At 68.2% G+C, this 18,614-nt stretch carries 17 protein-coding genes; 3 read left to right on the plus strand and 14 right to left on the minus strand.

Annotated elements, in window-relative coordinates; all coding sequences use genetic code 11:
* Positions 1-208 precede the first annotated feature (208 nt).
* From ACLD0W_RS16075 to ACLD0W_RS16110, 8 genes are all read right to left on the minus strand, one after another.
* Complete coding sequence (locus ACLD0W_RS16075) at positions 209-943, minus strand: response regulator transcription factor (RefSeq protein ID WP_410308496.1); 735 nt, start codon at positions 941-943, stop codon at positions 209-211.
* On the minus strand, positions 943-2,898 hold the full coding sequence (locus ACLD0W_RS16080; RefSeq protein ID WP_410308497.1) for an ATP-binding protein: 1,956 nt from the start codon (positions 2,896-2,898) through the stop codon (positions 943-945). The genes ACLD0W_RS16075 and ACLD0W_RS16080 overlap by 1 nt, the downstream gene beginning before the upstream one ends.
* A 38-nt stretch (positions 2,899-2,936) precedes the next feature.
* On the minus strand, positions 2,937-3,926 hold the full coding sequence (locus ACLD0W_RS16085) for an LLM class flavin-dependent oxidoreductase (RefSeq protein WP_410308498.1): 990 nt from the start codon (positions 3,924-3,926) through the stop codon (positions 2,937-2,939).
* A gap of 101 nt (positions 3,927-4,027) precedes the next feature.
* A complete protein-coding gene (locus ACLD0W_RS16090; protein ID WP_410308499.1) occupies positions 4,028-4,267 on the minus strand; it encodes a YdcH family protein in 240 nt (79 codons plus the stop codon).
* Between the two features lie 58 nt (positions 4,268-4,325).
* The gene (djlA, locus tag ACLD0W_RS16095) at positions 4,326-5,153 is read right to left on the minus strand and encodes a co-chaperone DjlA (RefSeq protein ID WP_410308500.1); all 828 of its coding nucleotides are present in this window, start codon (positions 5,151-5,153) and stop codon (positions 4,326-4,328) included.
* On the minus strand, positions 5,150-5,980 hold the full coding sequence (locus ACLD0W_RS16100) for a hydroxypyruvate isomerase family protein (protein WP_410308501.1): 831 nt from the start codon (positions 5,978-5,980) through the stop codon (positions 5,150-5,152). Before ACLD0W_RS16100 ends, djlA begins: the two co-directional genes overlap by 4 nt.
* 92 nt (positions 5,981-6,072) lie before the next feature.
* Positions 6,073-8,010, minus strand: coding sequence for an FTR1 family protein (locus ACLD0W_RS16105; RefSeq protein ID WP_410308502.1), 1,938 nt, complete (start codon positions 8,008-8,010; stop codon positions 6,073-6,075).
* A gap of 76 nt (positions 8,011-8,086) precedes the next feature.
* Entirely contained in the window at positions 8,087-8,755 is a 669-nt protein-coding gene (locus tag ACLD0W_RS16110; protein WP_410308503.1) for a DNA-3-methyladenine glycosylase I, read from the minus strand.
* An 83-nt stretch (positions 8,756-8,838) separates the two neighbouring features.
* Between ACLD0W_RS16110 and ACLD0W_RS16115 the strand changes: the two genes are divergently transcribed.
* Positions 8,839-10,068: a pyridoxal phosphate-dependent aminotransferase gene (locus ACLD0W_RS16115; protein ID WP_410308504.1), complete on the plus strand. Its 1,230-nt coding sequence runs from the start codon at positions 8,839-8,841 to the stop codon at positions 10,066-10,068.
* 12 nt (positions 10,069-10,080) lie between these two features.
* Here the strand turns inward: ACLD0W_RS16115 and ACLD0W_RS16120 are convergent, their stop codons facing one another.
* Positions 10,081-10,974 carry a class I SAM-dependent methyltransferase gene (locus ACLD0W_RS16120; protein WP_410308505.1) on the minus strand — a complete coding sequence of 298 codons (894 nt, stop codon included), beginning with the start codon at positions 10,972-10,974 and terminating at the stop codon, positions 10,081-10,083.
* Between the two features lie 151 nt (positions 10,975-11,125).
* Between ACLD0W_RS16120 and htpX the strand changes: the two genes are divergently transcribed.
* Positions 11,126-12,022, plus strand: coding sequence for a protease HtpX (gene htpX, locus ACLD0W_RS16125; protein WP_410308506.1), 897 nt, complete (start codon positions 11,126-11,128; stop codon positions 12,020-12,022).
* A 60-nt stretch (positions 12,023-12,082) separates the two neighbouring features.
* On the opposite strand, the gene ACLD0W_RS16130 is transcribed toward htpX, so the two are convergent.
* The gene (locus ACLD0W_RS16130; protein ID WP_410308507.1) at positions 12,083-12,829 is read right to left on the minus strand and encodes a hypothetical protein; all 747 of its coding nucleotides are present in this window, start codon (positions 12,827-12,829) and stop codon (positions 12,083-12,085) included.
* Positions 12,829-15,720, minus strand: a complete 2,892-nt coding sequence (locus ACLD0W_RS16135) for a DUF748 domain-containing protein (protein WP_410308508.1) — start codon at positions 15,718-15,720, stop codon at positions 12,829-12,831. The genes ACLD0W_RS16130 and ACLD0W_RS16135 overlap by 1 nt, the downstream gene beginning before the upstream one ends.
* Positions 15,721-15,876: 156 nt before the next feature.
* On the opposite strand from ACLD0W_RS16135, the gene ACLD0W_RS16140 reads away from it, so the two are divergent.
* Complete coding sequence (locus ACLD0W_RS16140; RefSeq protein WP_410308509.1) at positions 15,877-16,386, plus strand: hotdog fold domain-containing protein; 510 nt, start codon at positions 15,877-15,879, stop codon at positions 16,384-16,386.
* On the opposite strand, the gene ACLD0W_RS16145 is transcribed toward ACLD0W_RS16140, so the two are convergent.
* The 3 genes from ACLD0W_RS16145 to ACLD0W_RS16155 form a co-directional block, all read right to left on the minus strand.
* Positions 16,361-17,011, minus strand: coding sequence for an alpha/beta family hydrolase (locus ACLD0W_RS16145; RefSeq protein WP_410308510.1), 651 nt, complete (start codon positions 17,009-17,011; stop codon positions 16,361-16,363). The two genes, ACLD0W_RS16140 and ACLD0W_RS16145, sit on opposite strands and share 26 nt — an antisense overlap.
* Before the next feature lie 33 nt (positions 17,012-17,044).
* Positions 17,045-18,091, minus strand: a complete 1,047-nt coding sequence (locus ACLD0W_RS16150) for a PA0069 family radical SAM protein (protein ID WP_410308511.1) — start codon at positions 18,089-18,091, stop codon at positions 17,045-17,047.
* A gap of 63 nt (positions 18,092-18,154) precedes the next feature.
* A complete protein-coding gene (locus ACLD0W_RS16155) occupies positions 18,155-18,466 on the minus strand; it encodes a DUF2288 domain-containing protein (protein WP_410308512.1) in 312 nt (103 codons plus the stop codon).
* Positions 18,467-18,614: the final 148 nt, after the last annotated feature.

The following is an 18,614-nucleotide window of genomic DNA, read 5'->3' on the forward strand; positions in this document are numbered from 1 at the left end:
GCTTAAGCCACCGCCGGTGATACCGCCCCCCGCGGTATCACCGACCCCGGTGACGATGCATCCTGCATCGCCACCCCTGGCGAGACACCTCCCCTTCCGGCGTCGTCGCCCCCAGTCCGATACCGGCGGCGCAATCACACACCCGCATCGACCGATTCAGTATCGGCTTCCTGAAGCGACCGTGTCAGTCTCATTTCTCTCAAACCTCTCACGCGTTTCGCTCATCCGCGTGTTGGACCTGGCCGGTGAAAACCACGCCCTTGCCGAAGATCGAGCGGATCGGCAGATCGACGCCCTGTTCCCGGGCCTTGCGCCGCAGCCGGCTGAGAATCACGTCGATACGGTGGGTGTCCGGGTACGGCGCATGGGCGAACATCAGATCGTGCAGGGCTTCCTTGCTGAACACCTGCTGGGCGGCGCGCAGCAGGATTTTCAGCAATTCCGTTTCCTGCTGGGACAGCGACACCTGGCGGTCACCGGGCGCCTGCAAACGGCCACCGGCGGCGTCCAGCCACCAGGCCCCGGGCCCGTCGCCGTGGCGCACCCGGCCCGGGTCACCGTCGGCGGCCTGACGCAGGCGCTGGCCCAGGGTGTCCAGGCCCCGATGCAGCTCGGAAAAATTCAACGGCTTCACCAGGAACAGATCGGCGCCCAGGTTCAGCCCGCGCAGCCGCTCCGACTCGCCGCCCTTGGCGGTGATGATGACGATGCCGTAGCCGGTCAGTTGGTGCAGGTATTCCACCACGCTGAAACCGTCCTCGCCGGGCAGGCCCAGATCCACCAGCACGATGTCCACCGGATTGCGGTGCAACTGCCTCCAGAACGCTTCGGCGCTGTCCGCGCCCCAGACGGCGTAGCCGTTGTGGCGCAGAAAAAACAGCAATTCCTCGCGCAGGTCGTCGTTGTCCTCGACGATGGCGAGCCGTGGTGCGGTGTTCTCCATCAGAGCGATACGTCCTCCGGCAATAGCGGTAAGGTGAAAAGAAAACAGCAGCCCCGGTCCTCGTTGTCCGCCAACACCAGGTCACCACCGTGGGCACGGGCGATACGGCGGCTCACGTACAGCCCCAGGCCGACCCCGCCCTGCCGACCGCCGGCGGAGGCCGGCGCGGCCCGGCGATAGCGCTCGAACACCAGTGCCCGCCGGTCGGCGTCGATGCCCGGCCCCTGGTCGCGGATCGCCACGCGCCAGGCGGTGCCGTACCGGCGGATGTCCACCTGGAGCGGCCCCTCGCCGTACTTCACCGCGTTGTCGATCACATTGGACAGGGCGATGCGCATCATCGCCGGATCCAGCCAGGCCGGCAGCGGCGACGGCGGCTCGGCGGGTTCCCGGCCCTCCACGGTCAGCCGCCAGCTGTGCCCGGCCGGTTGCACCAGCGACGCCGCCTCGGTGACCAGCTCCCGCAGGCACACCCGGCGCCGGTCCACGGACAAGTCGTCGGCGTCCAGCCGGGCGTCCGCCAGGCAGTTGTCGGTGAGCTGTACCAGCCGGTCGGTGGCACGGCCGATCTTGTCGTAGCGGCTGGTGTGGCGCGGGTCCGAGGCGCCCAGATAACGCAGATTCTGCAAGCTGGCGGCGATGATCGCCAGCGGCGTGCGGAATTCGTGGGCCACCAGCCCCATGAACTGGCGCTGGTTGAAGCGCGCTTCCCGCTCCACGTCCAGGGCCCGTGCAAGCTGGCTTTTTTCCTGCTCGCGCAGGTGCTTGATTCGCACCTGATAGACCGCCAGACCGGTGACCATCAGCATGTTCACCACCAGGGCGTACTGCCAGACCACGTAGATCTCCTCGCGAAACGGAATCCAGCCCACCGCCGAAAACAGGCCGAACAGACTGGCCAGCATGCAGATCAGCGGGCTCAGGCCCAGCAACACCGAGGACGGCTGAAAACGGTCCCGCCACCAGACGTAGCCGCAGGCCAGCACGAACACCGCGCCGGTGCTCAGATAGACCAGCGTGTGAATGCGAATTGCCTCGCCGTACAGATCCAGCGGCACGCTCAGCAGTAGCACCACCAGCAATCCGCAGGCGGCCATCAGAAGACGATGCGCCCAGGGCAGCCGCTGGCGCAGTTGCAGGGCCTCGGAGGCCATCCACAGCAGCAGGCCGTAGCACGCCAGGGTCAACAGGCCGGTCAGATAATGCTGCAGGCGCCAGCCCACCGCCGGCACCAACCAGGCCACATAGCCTTGCACGCAGGCGACCAGCACATAGCCGGTGGAGATGCCGGTCACCGCCCACAGCAGGCGGCTGCCGAGCACCACCGCCAGCACCAGGGCAAGCAGGGTGGAGAGCGTGGCGAGGCCGAAATAGAAACTCCAGAACGCGGCGTCCCCGGCCGCCGCCGGCAAAAATTCCGCCGGCGACCAAAGTTTCATCTGCAGCATGACGGCGCTGCTGCTGGCCACCCGCACCAGCATCTCGTAGCCGCGCGGCTCCGCCGGCAGCACGAACAGGGGAAAGCGGTAATCGATGTCGCCGATGGGGCCGTCGAAGGTGTCGCCGGCGCGCCGTTGCCGCCAGGGGCCGTCACTACCGAGAGGCCGAATGAACAGCCGGATATCGTCGATGAAGGCGGGCTTTACCTCCAGCCAGTGTTCGCCGTCGGCGACCCGGTCCGGTGGCAGCGTGAACCTTAACCAGAAGGCGGTACGGGTATAACCGCGAGAGAAAACGTCCAGGTGGGGGGTGCCGTCACGCAGTGTCGGCAGCACCTGCTCCCGGGTGGCGGCGCCGCCCGGGTCGGCGACCAGGGTGTAGGGCAGATCCGGGCCAAGGCGCAGCGGCGATGCGCTCGCCACCGTGCTCAACAACAGCCCCAGCAGCGCCACCAGGGCCAGCCCGGCGGGCACGAACGCCGGCCGCGACGCGGCCGGTGGTGGTCGCCTGAACATCAAAAGCAGGTCCCCTCCCGCGGGGACCCGTCACGGTGTTACAGGTCCCGGCAAAGCTGCGCGGCGATGTCGAACGAGCGCAGTCGTTTATCGTGATCGAAAATGCCACCGGTGATGATCAACTCGTCCACGTTGGTGTGGTCGCGGAAGGCACGCAGGCCCTCCATCACCGTATCCCGGGAGCCGATCATGGCGTATTTCATCGCCTGACGCACGCCGTGGGCTTCCATCGGCGACCACAGCTCGTCCATGTTCTCCACCGGCGGCGGCAGCGGGCCCGGCCGGCCCCGACGCAGGTTCATGAACTGCTGCTGCATGGAGGTGGCCAGATAGGCGCCTTCTTGGTCGGAATCGGCGGCGAACACGCTGATGCCGGCGGCGGCATAGGGCTTGTCCAACTGCTCGGAGGGCTGGAAATGGGTGCGGTAGACGTGCAGGGCCTCTTCCAGGGATTCCGGCGCGAAGTGCGAGGCGAACGCGAACGGCAGCCCCATCTGCGCCGCCAGGCGGGCGCTGAACAGGCTGGAGCCGAGCAGCCACAGCGGCACCTTGCTGCCCTGCCCCGGGATCGCCCGCACCCGCTGCTCCGGGCCGGCGTCGTCCAGGTAGCCCTGCAGTTCGGCCACGTCCCGGGGGAATTCCATGGCGTTGCTGTTCAGGTCCCGGCGCAGGGCGCGGGCGGTTTCCATATCGGTGCCCGGGGCGCGGCCCAGGCCCAGATCGATGCGACCGGGGAACAGGGCCGCGAGGGTGCCGAACTGCTCGGCGATCACCAGCGGCGCGTGGTTGGGCAGCATGATGCCGCCGGAGCCCACCCGGATACGGCTGGTGCCGGCGGCGATATGGCCGATCACCACGCTGGTGGCGGCGCTGGCCACGCCGGGCATGTTGTGGTGCTCCGCCACCCAGTAGCGGGTGTAGCCCCACTGCTCCGCGTGGCGGGCCAGATCCAGGGAATGGCGCAACGCCTGCCCGGCGTCGCCGCCGCGCAGGATGGGCGCGAGATCAAGAATCGAATAGGCGGTCATTGGGCCTCCCGAGCCGGCATGACTTGCGGTAACGAACCCTTGCAAGTGGGGGCGCCGCCCGGCTTTTCAATCGTGCCCGCCCTCTTCACTCGTGAGTGAGGTCAGTCGTGATTGAGGCGCCGCAGAATGGCGTCCTTGAGGCGCAACCGCTCGGCTTTCATGGCTTCCATGTCCTGGTCGGCGATGGGGCTCTCACGCAGCTCCAGGCCACGGATGGTCTTGTCCAACCGGTCGTGCTCCTCGACCTGGGCGTGAAACTCGGGATGGTCTTTCATCAACGCGTCGATGCGCGCGTGGTGTTCGGGAAACTCTTGGTGGATGCTGTGGGATTCTCCGAGCATGGCTGCTACTTCCTCCGCGAAACACTGAATATCACGCTACTATCGGGCACCGGGCGGATCAACGAAAACCGCGCGATTCCTTGATCATTTCGTAGGCCTTGCTGATCTCGGCGGTCTTCTCGGTGGCCACCCGGATCATCTCTTCCGGCACGCCCCGGGCGGCCAGCTTGTCCGGGTGGTTCTCGCTCATCCGCTTGCGATAGGCCTTCTTGATCTCCTGGTCGGAGGCGGACTCGGTCACGCCGAGCACCTGATAGGCCTGGCTCAGCGACGGCCGCGAGCGGTCGGCGGCGGCCCCGCCGGCACCGGCGCCGGCACCGCTGAACCGGGATTGCGCCAGAATCATATTGAGAATCTGGCGGAACTGCGCCTCCGGCACGCCCAGCCCTTCGGCCACCCGGAACAGTATGCGCTCCTCCTCCGGGGCCAGTTCGCCATCGGCCAGGGCCATTTGCAGCAGCAGTTCCAGGAACACCAGCACCATATGGCGGCGGTGGCGGACCTGCTCACGGAACGCCGCCACCGTCTGGTCGAGCGGAAAATCGTCCTCCTTGCCGCGCCGGAACGCGTCCCGGGCGCGACGGCGCTGGTCCTCGTCCAGTTGCATGCGCGTCATCACCGCCTCGGCGGCGCCGATTTCCTGCTTGCTGACCTGGCCATCGGCCTTGGCCAGATGCCCCATGATGGAAAACCCCGCCGAAAACAGGGCTTCCTGCAGGGCTTCCTTTTCGCCGGGCGCGTAGGGCCGGAACGGATTGAAGGTGCGCACACGCTCCACGCCCCGGTCCAGAAAATGCCCCACCAGCACGCCGACGATCAGGCCGATGGGCCCGCCCACCAGCATGCCCAACAGGCCGACGATGATTTTGCCGCCCCAACTTCTCAATCCACTTCTCCTTCTCGATGGTCTGTAAGGGACCCCGCGCGCCGGCGAAGGTTCGCCAGCCAGTCGGTGTGCCCACCGCCGCCGTGGGCGGTGCTCGGAAAGTATTCGGCGCTGGCCCAGCCCGGGTAACCGAGCCCGTCCAGATGCTCCAGCAGCGCCGCCAGCGGCAGATCACCGGTGCCCGGCTGGTGGCGCCCCGGGTGGTCGGCGAACTGCACATGCTCGATCAGCGGCAGGTATTCGGCCAGGGAGGCGAACAGGTCCTCGCCCATCACCCGGGCGTGGTACAGGTCGTATTGCAGGCGCACCGCCGGATGGTCCAGCGCCTCGATCACCGCGCGGGCCCGGCCCGGGGTGTCGATCAGATAGCCGGGCATGTCCAGGCGGCTGTTGATCGGTTCCAGGGTCAGCACCCGCCCATGGGCGGCGCAGCGCCCGGCGGCATGGTCCAGGTTGGCGATCAGGGTATCCAGAGCCCGGTGCGGCGCCAACCCGGCGCCGGGGATGCCGGCCATGCAGTGCAGGCGCGGGCAGTCCAGCGCCTCGGCGTAGGCCAGGGCCCGGTCCAGGCCGTCGCGGAACTCCGCCTCGCGGCCGGGCAGCCCCGCCAGGCCGCGCTCACCGGCCTGCCAGTCCCCCGGCGGCAGATTGAACAGCACCAGCGGCAGGCCGGCGTGGTCCAGGGCGGCGCGCAGGGCCTCGGCGGGCCAGGCGTAGGGGAACAGGCACTCCACCCCCTGGAAGCCCGCCGCCGCGGCGGCGGCCGGGCGTTCCAGAAAAGGCAACGGGTCGAACAGCAGGGTGATATTGGCGGCGATACGGGGCATGGGGTTCGATCCGGGTCGGGGAGTCCCCAGCCTACCGACCCCGGGTTGAATGACAAGCCTGGATCGCGGCGGCGGTACGCCGCCGCGTCGCGCTAGGCGCGGGCGGCGCTCTGGCCGGAGCGCCACCAGGCCAGCACCGCCAGCACCACCGCCACCGCCTGGGCCAGGGCGCCCTGCAGGGTCGGGAAGAAGCCCACCCACTCCAGGGTCGGCCAGCCCGGCAGATAGTTGGCGTTGAGCAGACCGGCCTCCTGCAGGGCGGCGATGCCCTTGCCGAGCAGGATCACCGACAGCACCAGCAGCACCAGGCTGGTGGCCTTGAAGAACAGCCCCAGGGGCAGCTTCATGCCGAGGCGGAAGATCAGCACGCACACCACCGCCAGCGCCACCAGGGCGGCGCCCATGCCGTACAGCAGGAACGGCTGGGTGACCTCGGTGACCTGCGTCCACAGGGCCTGATAAAACAGAATGGTCTCGAACATTTCCCGGTACACGGAGATGAACGCCACGAAGGTCAGGGTCCACACCGTGCCGCTGCCCAGGGCGGTGTCCACCTTGCCCTTCAGGTAGCCGAGCCATTTCTGGCTGTTGGAATTGCTGTGCATCCAGAAACCCACGTAGAACAGGATCACCGCCGCCACCAGGCCAGCCACCCCTTCGGTCAGCTCCCGGGACGCACCGCTGAAGTTGATCACCGTGGAGGCGGCGAACCAGGTGGCGATGCCGGCGAGAATCGCCGCGAACCAGCCGAAATGAATATGGCGGGTGGCGGAGGTGGCGCCGGCCTTGCGGGTGAAGGTCAGCAGCGCGGCCACGATCAGCAGCGCTTCCAGACCTTCCCGGAACAGGATGAAGAAGCTGGCCGAGAAGGTGGCGGCGGCGTTGAGGCCGTCGCCGCCCAGGGCGTCGGCGGCCTGCTCGAGACCTTCCAGGGCCTCGGCCACGCGCTCGCTGACCTGCTCGGCGGGGTCGCCTTCCTGGATCGCTTCGCGCACCGCCATGAACTTCCGTTCGGTGGTGCGCATCAGGCCGCTGTCCAGGGCGGCGATCTGCGATTCCAGCATTTCGAAGCCGTCCAGATAGGCGGACAGCGCCGCCGAGCGGGCGGCGGCCGCGTCGCCGGCGGCGTAGGCCTGGTCCGCCTCGCGCAGTTTGGCGGCGCTGATTTCCACGAACCGGTTCTGGCTGAACAGCGCGCCGGGCTCGCTGCGCAGATAGCCCATCGCCGCCAGGGCGTCGTCGCCATAGGCATCGCGGGCGTCCGCCGGGGCCTTGGCGATCACCGTGTCCAGGGTCATGTCGGTTTTCAGTTCCGGGTCGCCGGCCAGGGCCTGTTTGCCGGCGGCCGCCTCTTCCGCGTCCACCGCCATGCTGCCCACGTAGAACGCCAGCGCCCAGCGTTCCGCGTCACTGAGCTGGCTCTCGTAGGCGGCCATGCCGGTGCCGTCCACGCCACCGGTGATGGTGGTGTACAGGCCCAGCACCGAGCGGCCCATGTAGCGGGCCCGTTCGTGAAAGTCGGTGGGCGCCGGTTCCAGGTTGGCGCCGGCGGGGCCGTCGCCGTAGCCCTCGCGGCCGTGGCAGGCGAAACAATGGGTCTGGTAGAGCTGTTCGGCGGCGGCCATGTCCGGGGCCTGCTTGGGCACCACCGGCAGGCCGTAAACGTCCACCAGGGAACCACGGATCTTCTGCGCCAGACTCTGGATGCGCGCTTCCGGGGCCTTGTCGTCCACCGCCGCTTCCAGATCACGGGCCTGCTGAAGCAGGGTGTCCTTGCCGTCCGCCTCGGGCAGACCTTCGATGCCCTCGCTGAGCAGCGCGGTGAACTCGTCCATCTCCGCGTATTCCGCGTCGCTGACGATCTCGCCGTCCTGCACCGCGTTGACGTAGTCCGCGCCGACGTATTCCACCAGCTGCACCAGAGCGGTCTGGTCCGCCGCCCGGGCGGAAAGGCTAAGGGTGGAAAGGCTCAACGCGAGGAGGGACAACAACAAAAAGACGCCCAGGGGGCGCCGCGCGAACAAGGTCATGGATCCGGATTCCAAAGCCTAAAGGTGAATAATTCTTATTTATGTTCCTATCCCGGGCGGTGTCTGTCAAAAGTTTTTAACCCACCGTGAACGCCAGGATCTTGCTGATGTGCGCCTGGGGCCGCCCGGACTCCGCCTGCCAGGCGTTGAACGCGGCCTGGGCGGCGCGCTGATCGCGCTGGCTGGACGGCGCCTTGTCGATGATGTTGTGGCTCTTCAGCACCGCCACCACGTCGCCGGTGGGGTACCAGGTGTCGCGGCCGACCATGCGCAGAAAGGCGGCCCCGGAGTTGCCACCGAGCTGCTTGCCGCGCCTCTTGAGCAGCTGCCACAGGCCCACGGTGTCGTCCACCGGCCAGTCCGCCAGCCAGTTGCCGACGCTGCCGTATTCCTCGCGCAGGTCCAGCACCAGCCGGGCGTTGTGACGGATCGCCTTCATCTTGCCCCAGTGCCGGATCAGGCGGGTGTCCTGCATGCGGTCTTCCAGCATGGTGTCCGGCATCAGCACCAGCTTCTCCGGGTCGAAGCCGAAGAAGGCTTCCTCGAAGGCCGGCCAGCGCGCGTCCACCAGGGAATGGGTGAGCCCGGCGCGGAACACGCGCCGGGTCATGGCCGAGAAGTAGAAAGCGTCGTCGGGCTTGCGCAATTGCGCCGGCGTCTTCACCGCCGGCAGTTGGGCTTCCACCTGCCTGACCCCGCCCTTGCGGTTCACGGCCAGCGCCATCAGCTCCCTGAATTCAATCATCGGCATCCTCTGGGCTTCATATACAGTATTTTCGCGCCATTGTAGAATCCCGGTCTTTACCCGGACCAGGACGGATCAGCTTCATGAGCAGCAATCAAACCACGGTCAGTAAATCGGACAAACTCCACGACGTCTGCTACGACATTCGCGGGCCGGTGCTGCGCGAGGCCCATCGCCTCGAGGACGAAGGCCACCGGGTGATCAAGCTCAATATCGGCAACCCGGCACCGTTCGGTTTCGAGGCCCCGGAAGAACTGCTGCAGGACGTGATCCACAACCTGCCCGACTCCACCGGCTATTGCCACTCCAAGGGGCTGTTTCCGGCCCGCAAGGCGGTGATGCAGTATACCCAGACCAAGGGCATCGCCGACGTGACGGTGGACGACATCATCATCGGCAACGGCGTCTCCGAGCTGATCGTGATGGCCATGCAGGCGCTGCTCAACAACGGCGATGAAGTGCTGCTGCCGGCGCCGGACTACCCGCTGTGGACCGCCGCCGTGCGCCTGTCCGGCGGCAACCCGGTGCACTACCTGTGCGACGAGCAACAGGACTGGCAGCCGGCCCTGGACGATATCCGCGCCAAGATCACCAGCCGCACCAAGGCGCTGGTGATCATCAACCCGAACAATCCCACCGGCGCCAACTACCATCCGGACCTGCTGGCGGAGATGGTGAAGATCGCCCGGGAACACAACCTGATCATTTTCGCCGACGAGATCTACGACAAGATCCTCTACGACGACGAGGTGCACACCTCCATCGCCTCCATGGCCGAGGACCTGCTGTGCATCACCTTCAACGGCCTGTCCAAGAACTACCGGGCCGCCGGTTTCCGCGCCGGCTGGATGGTGATCTCCGGCGCCAAGTACCGGGCGGAGAGCTACATCGAGGGGCTGGATATGCTGGCCAGCATGCGGCTGTGCGCCAACGTGCCCAGCCAGCACGCGATCCAGGCCGCCCTGGGCGGCTACCAGAGCATCAGCGACCTGGTGCTGCCCACCGGGCGCCTGGGCCGCCAGCGCGACAAGGCCTGGGAAATGCTCGACAGCATCCCCGGGGTGAGCTGCGTGAAGCCCAAGTCGGCGCTCTATCTGTTCCCGAAACTGGACCCCAAGGTGTTCCCGTTCCAGGACGACGAGGCGTTCGTGCTCGATCTGCTGCGTCAGGAGAAGGTGCTGGTGGTTCAGGGTACCGCTTTCAACTGGCCCCACCCGGACCATTTCCGGGTGGTGTTTCTGCCGCGCCTGGACGACCTGCAGGATTCCATCGGCCGCATCGCCGAGTACCTGGACCGCATTCGCAAGAAATAAGCGGCGTGCCAGTTAATGGCCACGCCGGTACCGGTAAGCCAGCGCCTTGAGGGCCGGTTCGGCGGCTTCGTCGAAACCCGGGGCGCCGGGCAACCGCCCTTCCAGGGTGGCGCCGGGCAGCTCCTCCGCCACTCGCGCTTCCAGCCACTCCGCCCCCAGCCAGGGGGCGTTCAGACAGATCAGCAGCTCCGCCTCCGGTGCCAGCAGCTTGGGCAGGCGGCGCAGCACCTTGGCGTAGTCCCGCTCCACCTGAAAACTGCCCCTCTGGGCGCTGGGCGGGTCCACCACGATCAGATCGTAGCGCCCCAGGCTGTGCAGCTTCTTCCAGCTGCGGAACACATTGTGCGGCAGGTAGTGCACGTCCGCGTCGCCGAAGCCGTTGGCCCGCTGGTTCACCTGCCCCAGGGCCAGCGCCGGCCGCGACAGATCGATATTGACCACCCGCCCGGCGCCGCCGGCCAGGGCCGCCACGGAAAACGCACAGGTGAAGCTGAACAGGTTCAACACCCGCTTGCCCGCCGCCCGCTCACGCAGCCAGGCGCGGCCCGGGGCCATGTCGGCGAAAAACCCCAGGTTCTGGCCGCGCTCGAAATCCAGCCGGTAGCGCAGGCCGTCCTCCTCCACCCAGGGGGTGGCCGGCAAGGCGCCGTGCACCACCCGGGTTTCCGCCGGACGGCGATGGCGATGCTGAACCACCAGGGTGTCGCAACCCAGCGCCGGCAGCACCTGGATCAGCCGTGCCCGCAGGGCCTCCAGCAGCGGCGCCGGGTAATCGTCGAACAAGGTGGCCATCAACACCGGCGGAAACCGGTCAAGGGTCAGCCCTTCCCAGCCGGGCAGGGTCTTGCCACGGCCGTGAAAAAGACGGTGTCGGGCGTCTTTCGGGGGAACCAGAAAGGGCGCCAATAGGTCTACATTCTCTGGGGTCATGATGCGGGGTCAGGGACGGCTCAAAGGCGGCGAGTATCGCCGTCACCGGTCTTGAACACAACCGCCGCGCCCCCATTGAAGCTTTGCTTTCCAGACGTTCGTTCCATTTTTCGGGAGTACTTTCGGAATGATGCGCATCGCGCTGTTTCTGCTTACCAACCTGGCGGTGATCGTGGTCGCCAGCATTACCCTCAGCCTGCTGGGCGTGAATTCCTATCTGGCGCAGAGCGGCACCGGCCTGGATCTGGGCAATCTGCTGATCTTCAGTGCCGTGTTCGGTTTCGCCGGCTCCTTCGTATCGCTGCTGATCTCCAAGCCCATGGCCAAATGGTCGGCGCGCGTTCAGACCATCAAACAGCCGTCCAACAGCGGCGAAAAATGGCTGCTCGACACGGTTCGAGAACTGTCCGACAAGGCCGGCATCAAGATGCCCGAAGTGGGTGTGTTCCCGGCCCAACAGTCCAACGCCTTCGCCACCGGCTGGAACAAGAACGACGCTCTGGTGGCGGTGTCCCAAGGCATGCTGCAGCGTTTTCGCCCGGAAGAAGTGCGCGCGGTGCTGGCCCACGAGATCGGCCACGTGGCCAACGGCGACATGGTGACCCTGAGCCTGATCCAGGGCGTGGTGAACACCTTCGTGATCTTCGCCGCCCGGGTGGTGGGTTCGGTGGTGGACAGCTTCCTGCGCCGGGACGGCAACGGCGGCCTGGGCTTCGGCTATTACATCGTGGTGTTCGTCGCCGAGATCATCTTCGGCATCGCCGCCAGCACCATCGTGATGTGGTTCTCCCGGCGCCGGGAATACCGGGCCGACGTGGCCGGCGCGCAGCTGGCCGACCGCCGCGATATGGTCAGCGCCCTGCAGCGCCTGAAGACGGAGTACGAGGTGCCCAATCAGATGCCGGATTCGCTGGTGGCCTTCGGCATCAACAGCGGCGTGCGCCACGGCCTGGCCGCCCTGTTCCGCTCCCACCCGCCGCTGGATGACCGCATCCAGGCGCTCAACGAAAAGCGGTACGGGTAAAACAGCGGCAAGCTGCAAGCCAGGCCGGGCCTGCTTGCAGCTTGAGGCCGCCAAGACCGATCAATCCAACTGCCGAATATGATAATCCAGCTTGCCTTTGCGGAGCGCCTTGCCCAGGTCCGGGTGTTTCTCCAGGCGCCGGCGCAGGTGAATGCTGCGCGCCGGCTGCCGGGTGAAGGCGATCACCGCGTTGTGGCAGTCCGAGCAGGATAGCCGGAAGCGGCTGCCCCAGCCGTCCATGCGGGCGGCGTCGGCGGCGTGGCTGTGGCGGTACTCCGGATAGTCCCCGAAATTCATTACCAGGGTGCCGTGGGCGCTGACGTGGCGTTGTAGCAGGGTCACCCAGTCCCGGTCCGCGTCCACCGCCCGGCTCACCTGGTCGTTGTGCGGCGCGAACAGGTCCTCGATGATCAGATCGAAGGGTTCACCGTCGTAGGCCTGGAGCCAGCCCACCGCGTCGCCGAGCACGGTCTGCTCGCCTGGCCGCACCACCGAGAACACCTCTCGGGCCACCGCCAGGTGATGGCGGTCCAGCTCCACCGCCACCAGCCGTTCCGGCGCCAGCAGCGCGCGCAGCGGCGGGATCAGCGAACCGCCGCCCAGCCCCAGGACCAGCACCCGTTTGAGCCGCTCCGGCTCACCGAGCAGCGCCGGCAGCCACAGCAGGTCCCAGACGCTGCCGGTGACCAGCCGTTTCGGGTGGAATTCGGAATGCTGCACGCCGTTGGCGTAGAGCCGCAGGCGGGCACCGTGGCGGCGTACCTCGTAGCGCACGCCCGCCTCTTCCCGCTCCCAGATCACCGCCATCAGAGCCCCTCGGCGCCGAGCCCCACGCCACGGTACTCGCCGTCCACCCGCGGGCTTTCCAGCCGGATCCGCTGGGCAGCCAGGCCGAACTCGCCGGTGAGCAGGTCTTGGGCCCGTTCCGCCCGCTGTTCCGCCAGCCGGCGCAGGGCGTCCTCGTCGACCTGCTCCGCCGCCTGCTCCAGCAGTTGCCGCCAGGCCTGGCGCGCCCGTTCCCGCGGGTCCGCGTCCAGGGTCTCCGGGTCCCGCTCCAGCCGGTCCCGGTAGGCATCGAGAATTCGCTCACGGCCTTCTTCGGTGGTCAGGGCGGTGTCCAGGCCGCGCCAGTCGCCGCCCAGGTCGTCGACCAGTTCCGCCTCGCCCAGGGCGCGACGGTCGTCGCCGTTGCTCTGGCCGGTGAGCAGCAGGGTGATGGCGTCGCGTTGCTCAAGGATGGTGGCAAGCTTTTGCAGAGCCTCGCGGGTGTCTTCCCGGGGCCGCGCCTCGCCGGCCCCGTAGGGCACGTATTCCAGCTCGTCGTCACCGCCGCCGAGCAGGCCGGCGAGCATGGAGAACGGCGCCGTAGCCGCCTTCACCAGCACATTGCGGATCACCCGCAGCACCACGCCGCTGACGCTGAAGTCCGGGTCCGACAGGTCCCCGGACAGGCTCACCGGCAGCCGGATCATGCCGGAACCGTCGCGCAGCACCGACAGGCCCAGCTTCACCGGCACGTCCATGGCCTGGTCACTGGGCATCCGGTCACCCAGGTAGAAATCGTCGGCGGCCAGATCGATGGTGCTGTCCAGGCGGTTGTCCTTGATGTCCACCCGGGATTGCAGGCTCAGCTGCCCCTTCTCCACACCGAAGCCCAGGTAGCGGCTGGTGAACGGCGTCAGGGTGTCCATGCCGTAACCCTTGAGGGTGCCGTCCAGGTCCAGGGTCAGCGGGTTGGCGTCCACCGTGCCCTTGAGGGTCAGGGTGGCGGTGCCGTTGACCTCGCCCCGGGTGTCCACCCGCGCTTCGCCACCAGCGGTATCGAATCCGTCCATTTGTCCCTGCCAGTCCTGCACCGTGACCTGGTACTCCGGCGACAGGGTCAGATCCCGGTGGGCGATCCGCGATTCGTTCACCGACACCCGGCCCAGGCGCACCCGCCAGCCGCCGTCGTCCGACTCGCTGCCGTCGTCTTCACCGCCCAACCGGGCCGCCAGCCCCCGACCCTGATCGTCGATCACATGCAGAACGTCCAGGCCCCGGGCGGCCAGACCATCCAGGCTCACGGTTTCGGCACCGGTGTCCACCTTCAGGCCGTCGGCGCTCAGGTTGGCCACCGACAGGAAACGCCGGCCGTTCTCCGCCAGCGCGCCCTCCTCCACGGTGGCCCGGCCGCTCACCGTCACCCGCGGCGTGTCGCCGGCCACGGTGAGGGTCAGGTCGCCGCCGGCGCGGCCCTGCTGAACGGTGAGCGGCAGCGCCGCTTCCACCCACGGCGAGAGCGTGGCCAGGGGCAGGCCCTGGAGTTTGAGATCCGCTTTCAGATCCAGCGGCGCCAGCTGGGCCTGGCCGGAATGTTCGAGCCGGCCTTCCTCCAGCACCCGGGTGTCGCCCTGCCACTGCCAGCCCATGCCCTTTTCGTCGACCCGGAAATCGGTGACGGTCAGGGACCCGTCGGTGAGGGTCAGCTCCCGGGCCTCGGCCAGAGTGGTGTCGCGGAACACGGCGGCGGCGCCGGTGACCGCGAAGCGGTCCAGGCGGACCCGCCAGTCCGCCTCGCCCTGGCGCAGTTTCTGCTCGGCCTGGCGGGCTTCCTCACGGACCTTCTCGCGGGTCTGCTCGGCCCGCTGCGGGTCCACCGGCAGGAACAGGGTGGCCAGATCCAGCCCCTGGTCGGTGAGCACCGCCCGGGCCGCCGGGTCGCTGACCGTCACCTCCGGCACGGTGACCGTGCGCCCGGCGGTGTCCAGCGCGGCACCGCTGATGGTGAGCGTGGGCACGGTCACCGCGTCCTCGTCGCCGTCCCGGGGACGGATGCGCAGGCCTTTCAGGGTCAGTTCACCGTTGTCCACGGTGAGCCCCTCGCCGGGGGCGGCACTGAAGCGGTAATCGGCGCCCAGGGCCAGCACCCCGGCGGGCACGGTGAAGCGGAAGTGAGGCTCCAGCAGGCGCGCGAACGACACCAGGTCCACCTGGTCCATGCGCAGACGGCCGTCCACCGCCAGGGGCTCGACCTGAAAGCCGCCGTCCCAGTCCAGGGTACCGCCGTCCGGGCCTTCCACGTGCAGCTTGTAGCGGTTGTCGTCCTTATCCACGCCCCGGGTGGTCAGGTCCTCCACCACGAAGGCCACCGGCAGGGTCAGCGTCAGCGGTTCCTCGGCGGCGGCGTCGATCAGGTCCACGCTGCCGTCCTCCACGCTCAGATGGCTGACGGTAAAGGCCGGCGGCCCGGCCTCCGGCTCGCCCTCGGCTTCGGGTTTCGCCGGGTCGGCGGCGGCCCGCTCGCGCAGCCGCGCCAGAATGTCGTCCACGTTAAGGGCGCCGTCCGCCTCGCGGCGCAGCCGGGCGCGCAGCCCCTTCAGGTCCACGTCGCCCACCCAGGGGCGCCAGTGGAACAGGGACGCCCACAGCTCCGCGTTCACATAGAGCCGGTCGAAGCGCACCAGGGTGTCGGTGCGCGGGTCGGCCACGGCGAAGCCCTCGGCGGTCACCGACAGGGTGAACGGGTTCAGGGCCACCCGCTCCAGGGTCACGTCGCGGCCGAGCAGCTCACCCAGGCGCTGACGGGCCTGGTCCCGGGCCCAGCCCGGCAACAGCAGCCCCACCACCAGCACGTAGAGCACATAGAGCACGGCCAGGATCGCCAGGATACGACCGCCCCATCCCCGTGAACGCCACCACTGCGCCGGTGTCTGCATCGTGTTGCTTCCTTGTCGTCGCGTGTTTTTATGCAAGATGGCGCGAGTCTACCATTGAACCACCAGGTCCGCCGCGCCGGCGGCACCACGCCCCGGCGGCCATTGTCCGGCGCCCGCCGGCCCCGACAATGGGCGCTTCGAAATCGGGAGGTCCCCATGAGCGACAATTATCTGCTGAAGCTGTATCAACGCAGCGCCCGTCTGCCCAAGGGCAAGCTGCTGTTCTCCAAACTGTTCGCCCGCCAGGCGCCCTACTTCGGTACCGTGCGACCGCTGGTGGAGGAGCTGCGCCCCAACTATTGCAAGGTTACCTTCAAGAAGCGCCGGGCGGTGCAGAACCACATCGGCACGGTGCACGTGATCGCCATCTGCAACGCCCTGGAAGCGGCCATGGGGGCCATGGCCGAGGCCTCCATTCCCAAGCATCTGCGCTGGATTCCCAAGGGCATGGACGTGCGCTACACCGCCAAGGCGGACAGCGACATCACGGCGGTGGCGGAAGTGGCGCCGGGCGCCTGGGAGAACGGCCCTGATCTGCCGGTGGCGGTGTGCGCCCGCCGCGAGGACGGCACCGTGGTGGTGGAAGGCACCATCCATCTCTGGGTTACCGAAAAACCGGGGGTTACCGAAAAACCGGGGGTTACCGAGCAGCCGACCCGCTCATAAAGGCGGCGGCGCGGTCGGCGGCGGCCACCAGGTTAGCGTCGGGGTCGGCGCCACTGCGCTTGCGCGGCTTCAGGTCGTGGTCGCCGTCGAAGGCCCAGTGCAGGGTCACCGGGTCGCTGAGCCGGTAGCCCGCCACTTCCTCGCGCCGGCCGAACGGGTCCCGTTCGCCCTGGCAAATCAGCAGCGGCCCGGTGAGATCCGGAAAATGGCCCAGGCGGGTACGCTCCGGCTTGCCCGGCGGGTGGAACGGGTAGCCGAACACCACCGCCCCGGCCACCGCCGGGTCCGGCTCCGCCAGCAACAGGCTGGCCATGCGCCCGCCCATGGATTTGCCGCCGATCCACAGGGGCCCCGGGGCCTGCTCCGCCACCGCCGCCCGCACCGCCCGGAACCGATCCAGCAGTTTGGGCGCCCGATCCGGCGGCGCCTTGACGCCCTCCTCCCGGCGGCGGGCCATATAGGCGAACTCGAACCGCGCCACCGCCACGCCCCGCTCCGCCAGCAACGCCGCCATGCGCGCCATGAACGGACTGTCCATGGGCGCGCCGGCGCCGTGGGCGAACACCAGGGTGGCGTGGTGGGGACCCGGCGGGCGGTCCCATAACAGGGCGACGGGGTGGGTCATCGAGGGCTCCCGGGCAACGGCATCAAAGGGGCGCTAACCGTCCCATAAATGCATCTGCCCGGCCAGTCCCGGCGGGCGGAAGGCGCTGGTGTCCAGGGTAAAACTCTCGCGGGGCGCCAGGCCGGCGCGCTGGCAGGCGGTCTGAAAGCGCCGCGACAGCAACTGCGCCCAGGGGCCCTGGCCGCGATGGCGGTGGTGCCAGCGGCTGTCGTAGGTGGCGCCGCCGTGCAGCTCGCGCACCGTGGCCATCACCTTGCCGGCCCGGTCCGGGTAATGGGTGGCCAGCCATTCCTCCCACAGCGCCCCCAGTTCATGGGGCAGACGCAGGATCACATAGCCGGCGCTGCGCGCCCCGGCGGCGGCCACCTGCTCGACGATGTCTTCCAGCTCGTGGTCATTGATGAACGGAATCAGCGGCGCCACCAGCACCGTCACCGGCACCCCGGCCCGGGCCAGTTCGCGCACCGTGCGCAGCCGCTCCCGGCCACCGCTGGCGCGGGGCTCCAGCTGGCCCTTGAGGCGGTTGTCCAGGGTGGTCACCGACACCGCCACCGAGGCCCGGCCCTCCCGGGCCATGGGGCCGATCAGGTCCAGGTCGCGCAGCACCAGGGCGCTTTTGGTGATCAGGCTGAACGGATGCCGGCATTCGCTGAGCACCTGCAGAATCTCGCGGGTGATGCGCCGCTCCCGCTCCACCGGCTGGTAGGGGTCGGTGGCGGTGCCAATCACCACCGGCCGGCACTGGTAGCCGGGCTTGCGCAGGGTCTCCCTCAGCACCTCGGCGGCGTTGTCCTTGCAGAAGATTTCGCTTTCGAAATCCTGCCCCGGGGACAGGTCCACGTAGGCGTGGTTGGGCCGGGCGAAGCAGTAGATGCAGCCGTGCTCACAGCCCCGGTAGGGGTTGAGGCTGGTGTCGAAGTGCAGGTCCGGGCTCTGATTGCGGGTCAGGATGGACCGCGCGATTTCCCGGTGATAGCGGCTGGGCCGGGCCTGCGCCGGTTCGTCGTGTTCACTGTGGGTCACCGCGAACCGGCCGGGTTGCCGGTTCAGGGTGCCCCGATTGGACGCGCTGGTGGCCATGGGCACGCTCTCCGATACTGTTCGTATGGACAGTATAGTGAGCGCGGGCGGGACTGCAATGCCTCAGTGCGGGCGTACCGGTTGCACCAGCACCCAGGGTTTGACCACCAGGGTCCACATGTCCTGGCCGGCGTCGAACCAGGCCCGCGCCTGGTCGTCACTGACCGCGTCCACCCGGCCCTGGGCGCGCCACTGGCGGATCTGCTCCACCCGGTCCTCGGCGAACGCCACCGCCACCTCGATCAGGTCCAGGTCACCGGCCACCGCCACGGTCTGGCCGCGGGCGAAGAAGGGCTGCAGCTCGCGCCAGTCGGCGCGGGCGGTTTCCTGGTTGAGTTTGGCTTTGAGTATCGCGGTGTCGTCGGGTTCGGCCATGGGTCCTCCGGATTCAAGGGACGCCATTATGGCGAAAAGCATGGTTTCTCGCACTGCAGAAGGTTCTCTGTAGCCGGGGCGCGACTCAGGGCGCGACGCCCTTCCGGGAACGCCGTGAACCCGTCCCTGGGGGCTCCCTTTCGAACGT

This window comes from Alloalcanivorax sp. C16-1, assembly GCF_046507805.1.
GTDB lineage: Bacteria > Pseudomonadota > Gammaproteobacteria > Pseudomonadales > Alcanivoracaceae > Alloalcanivorax.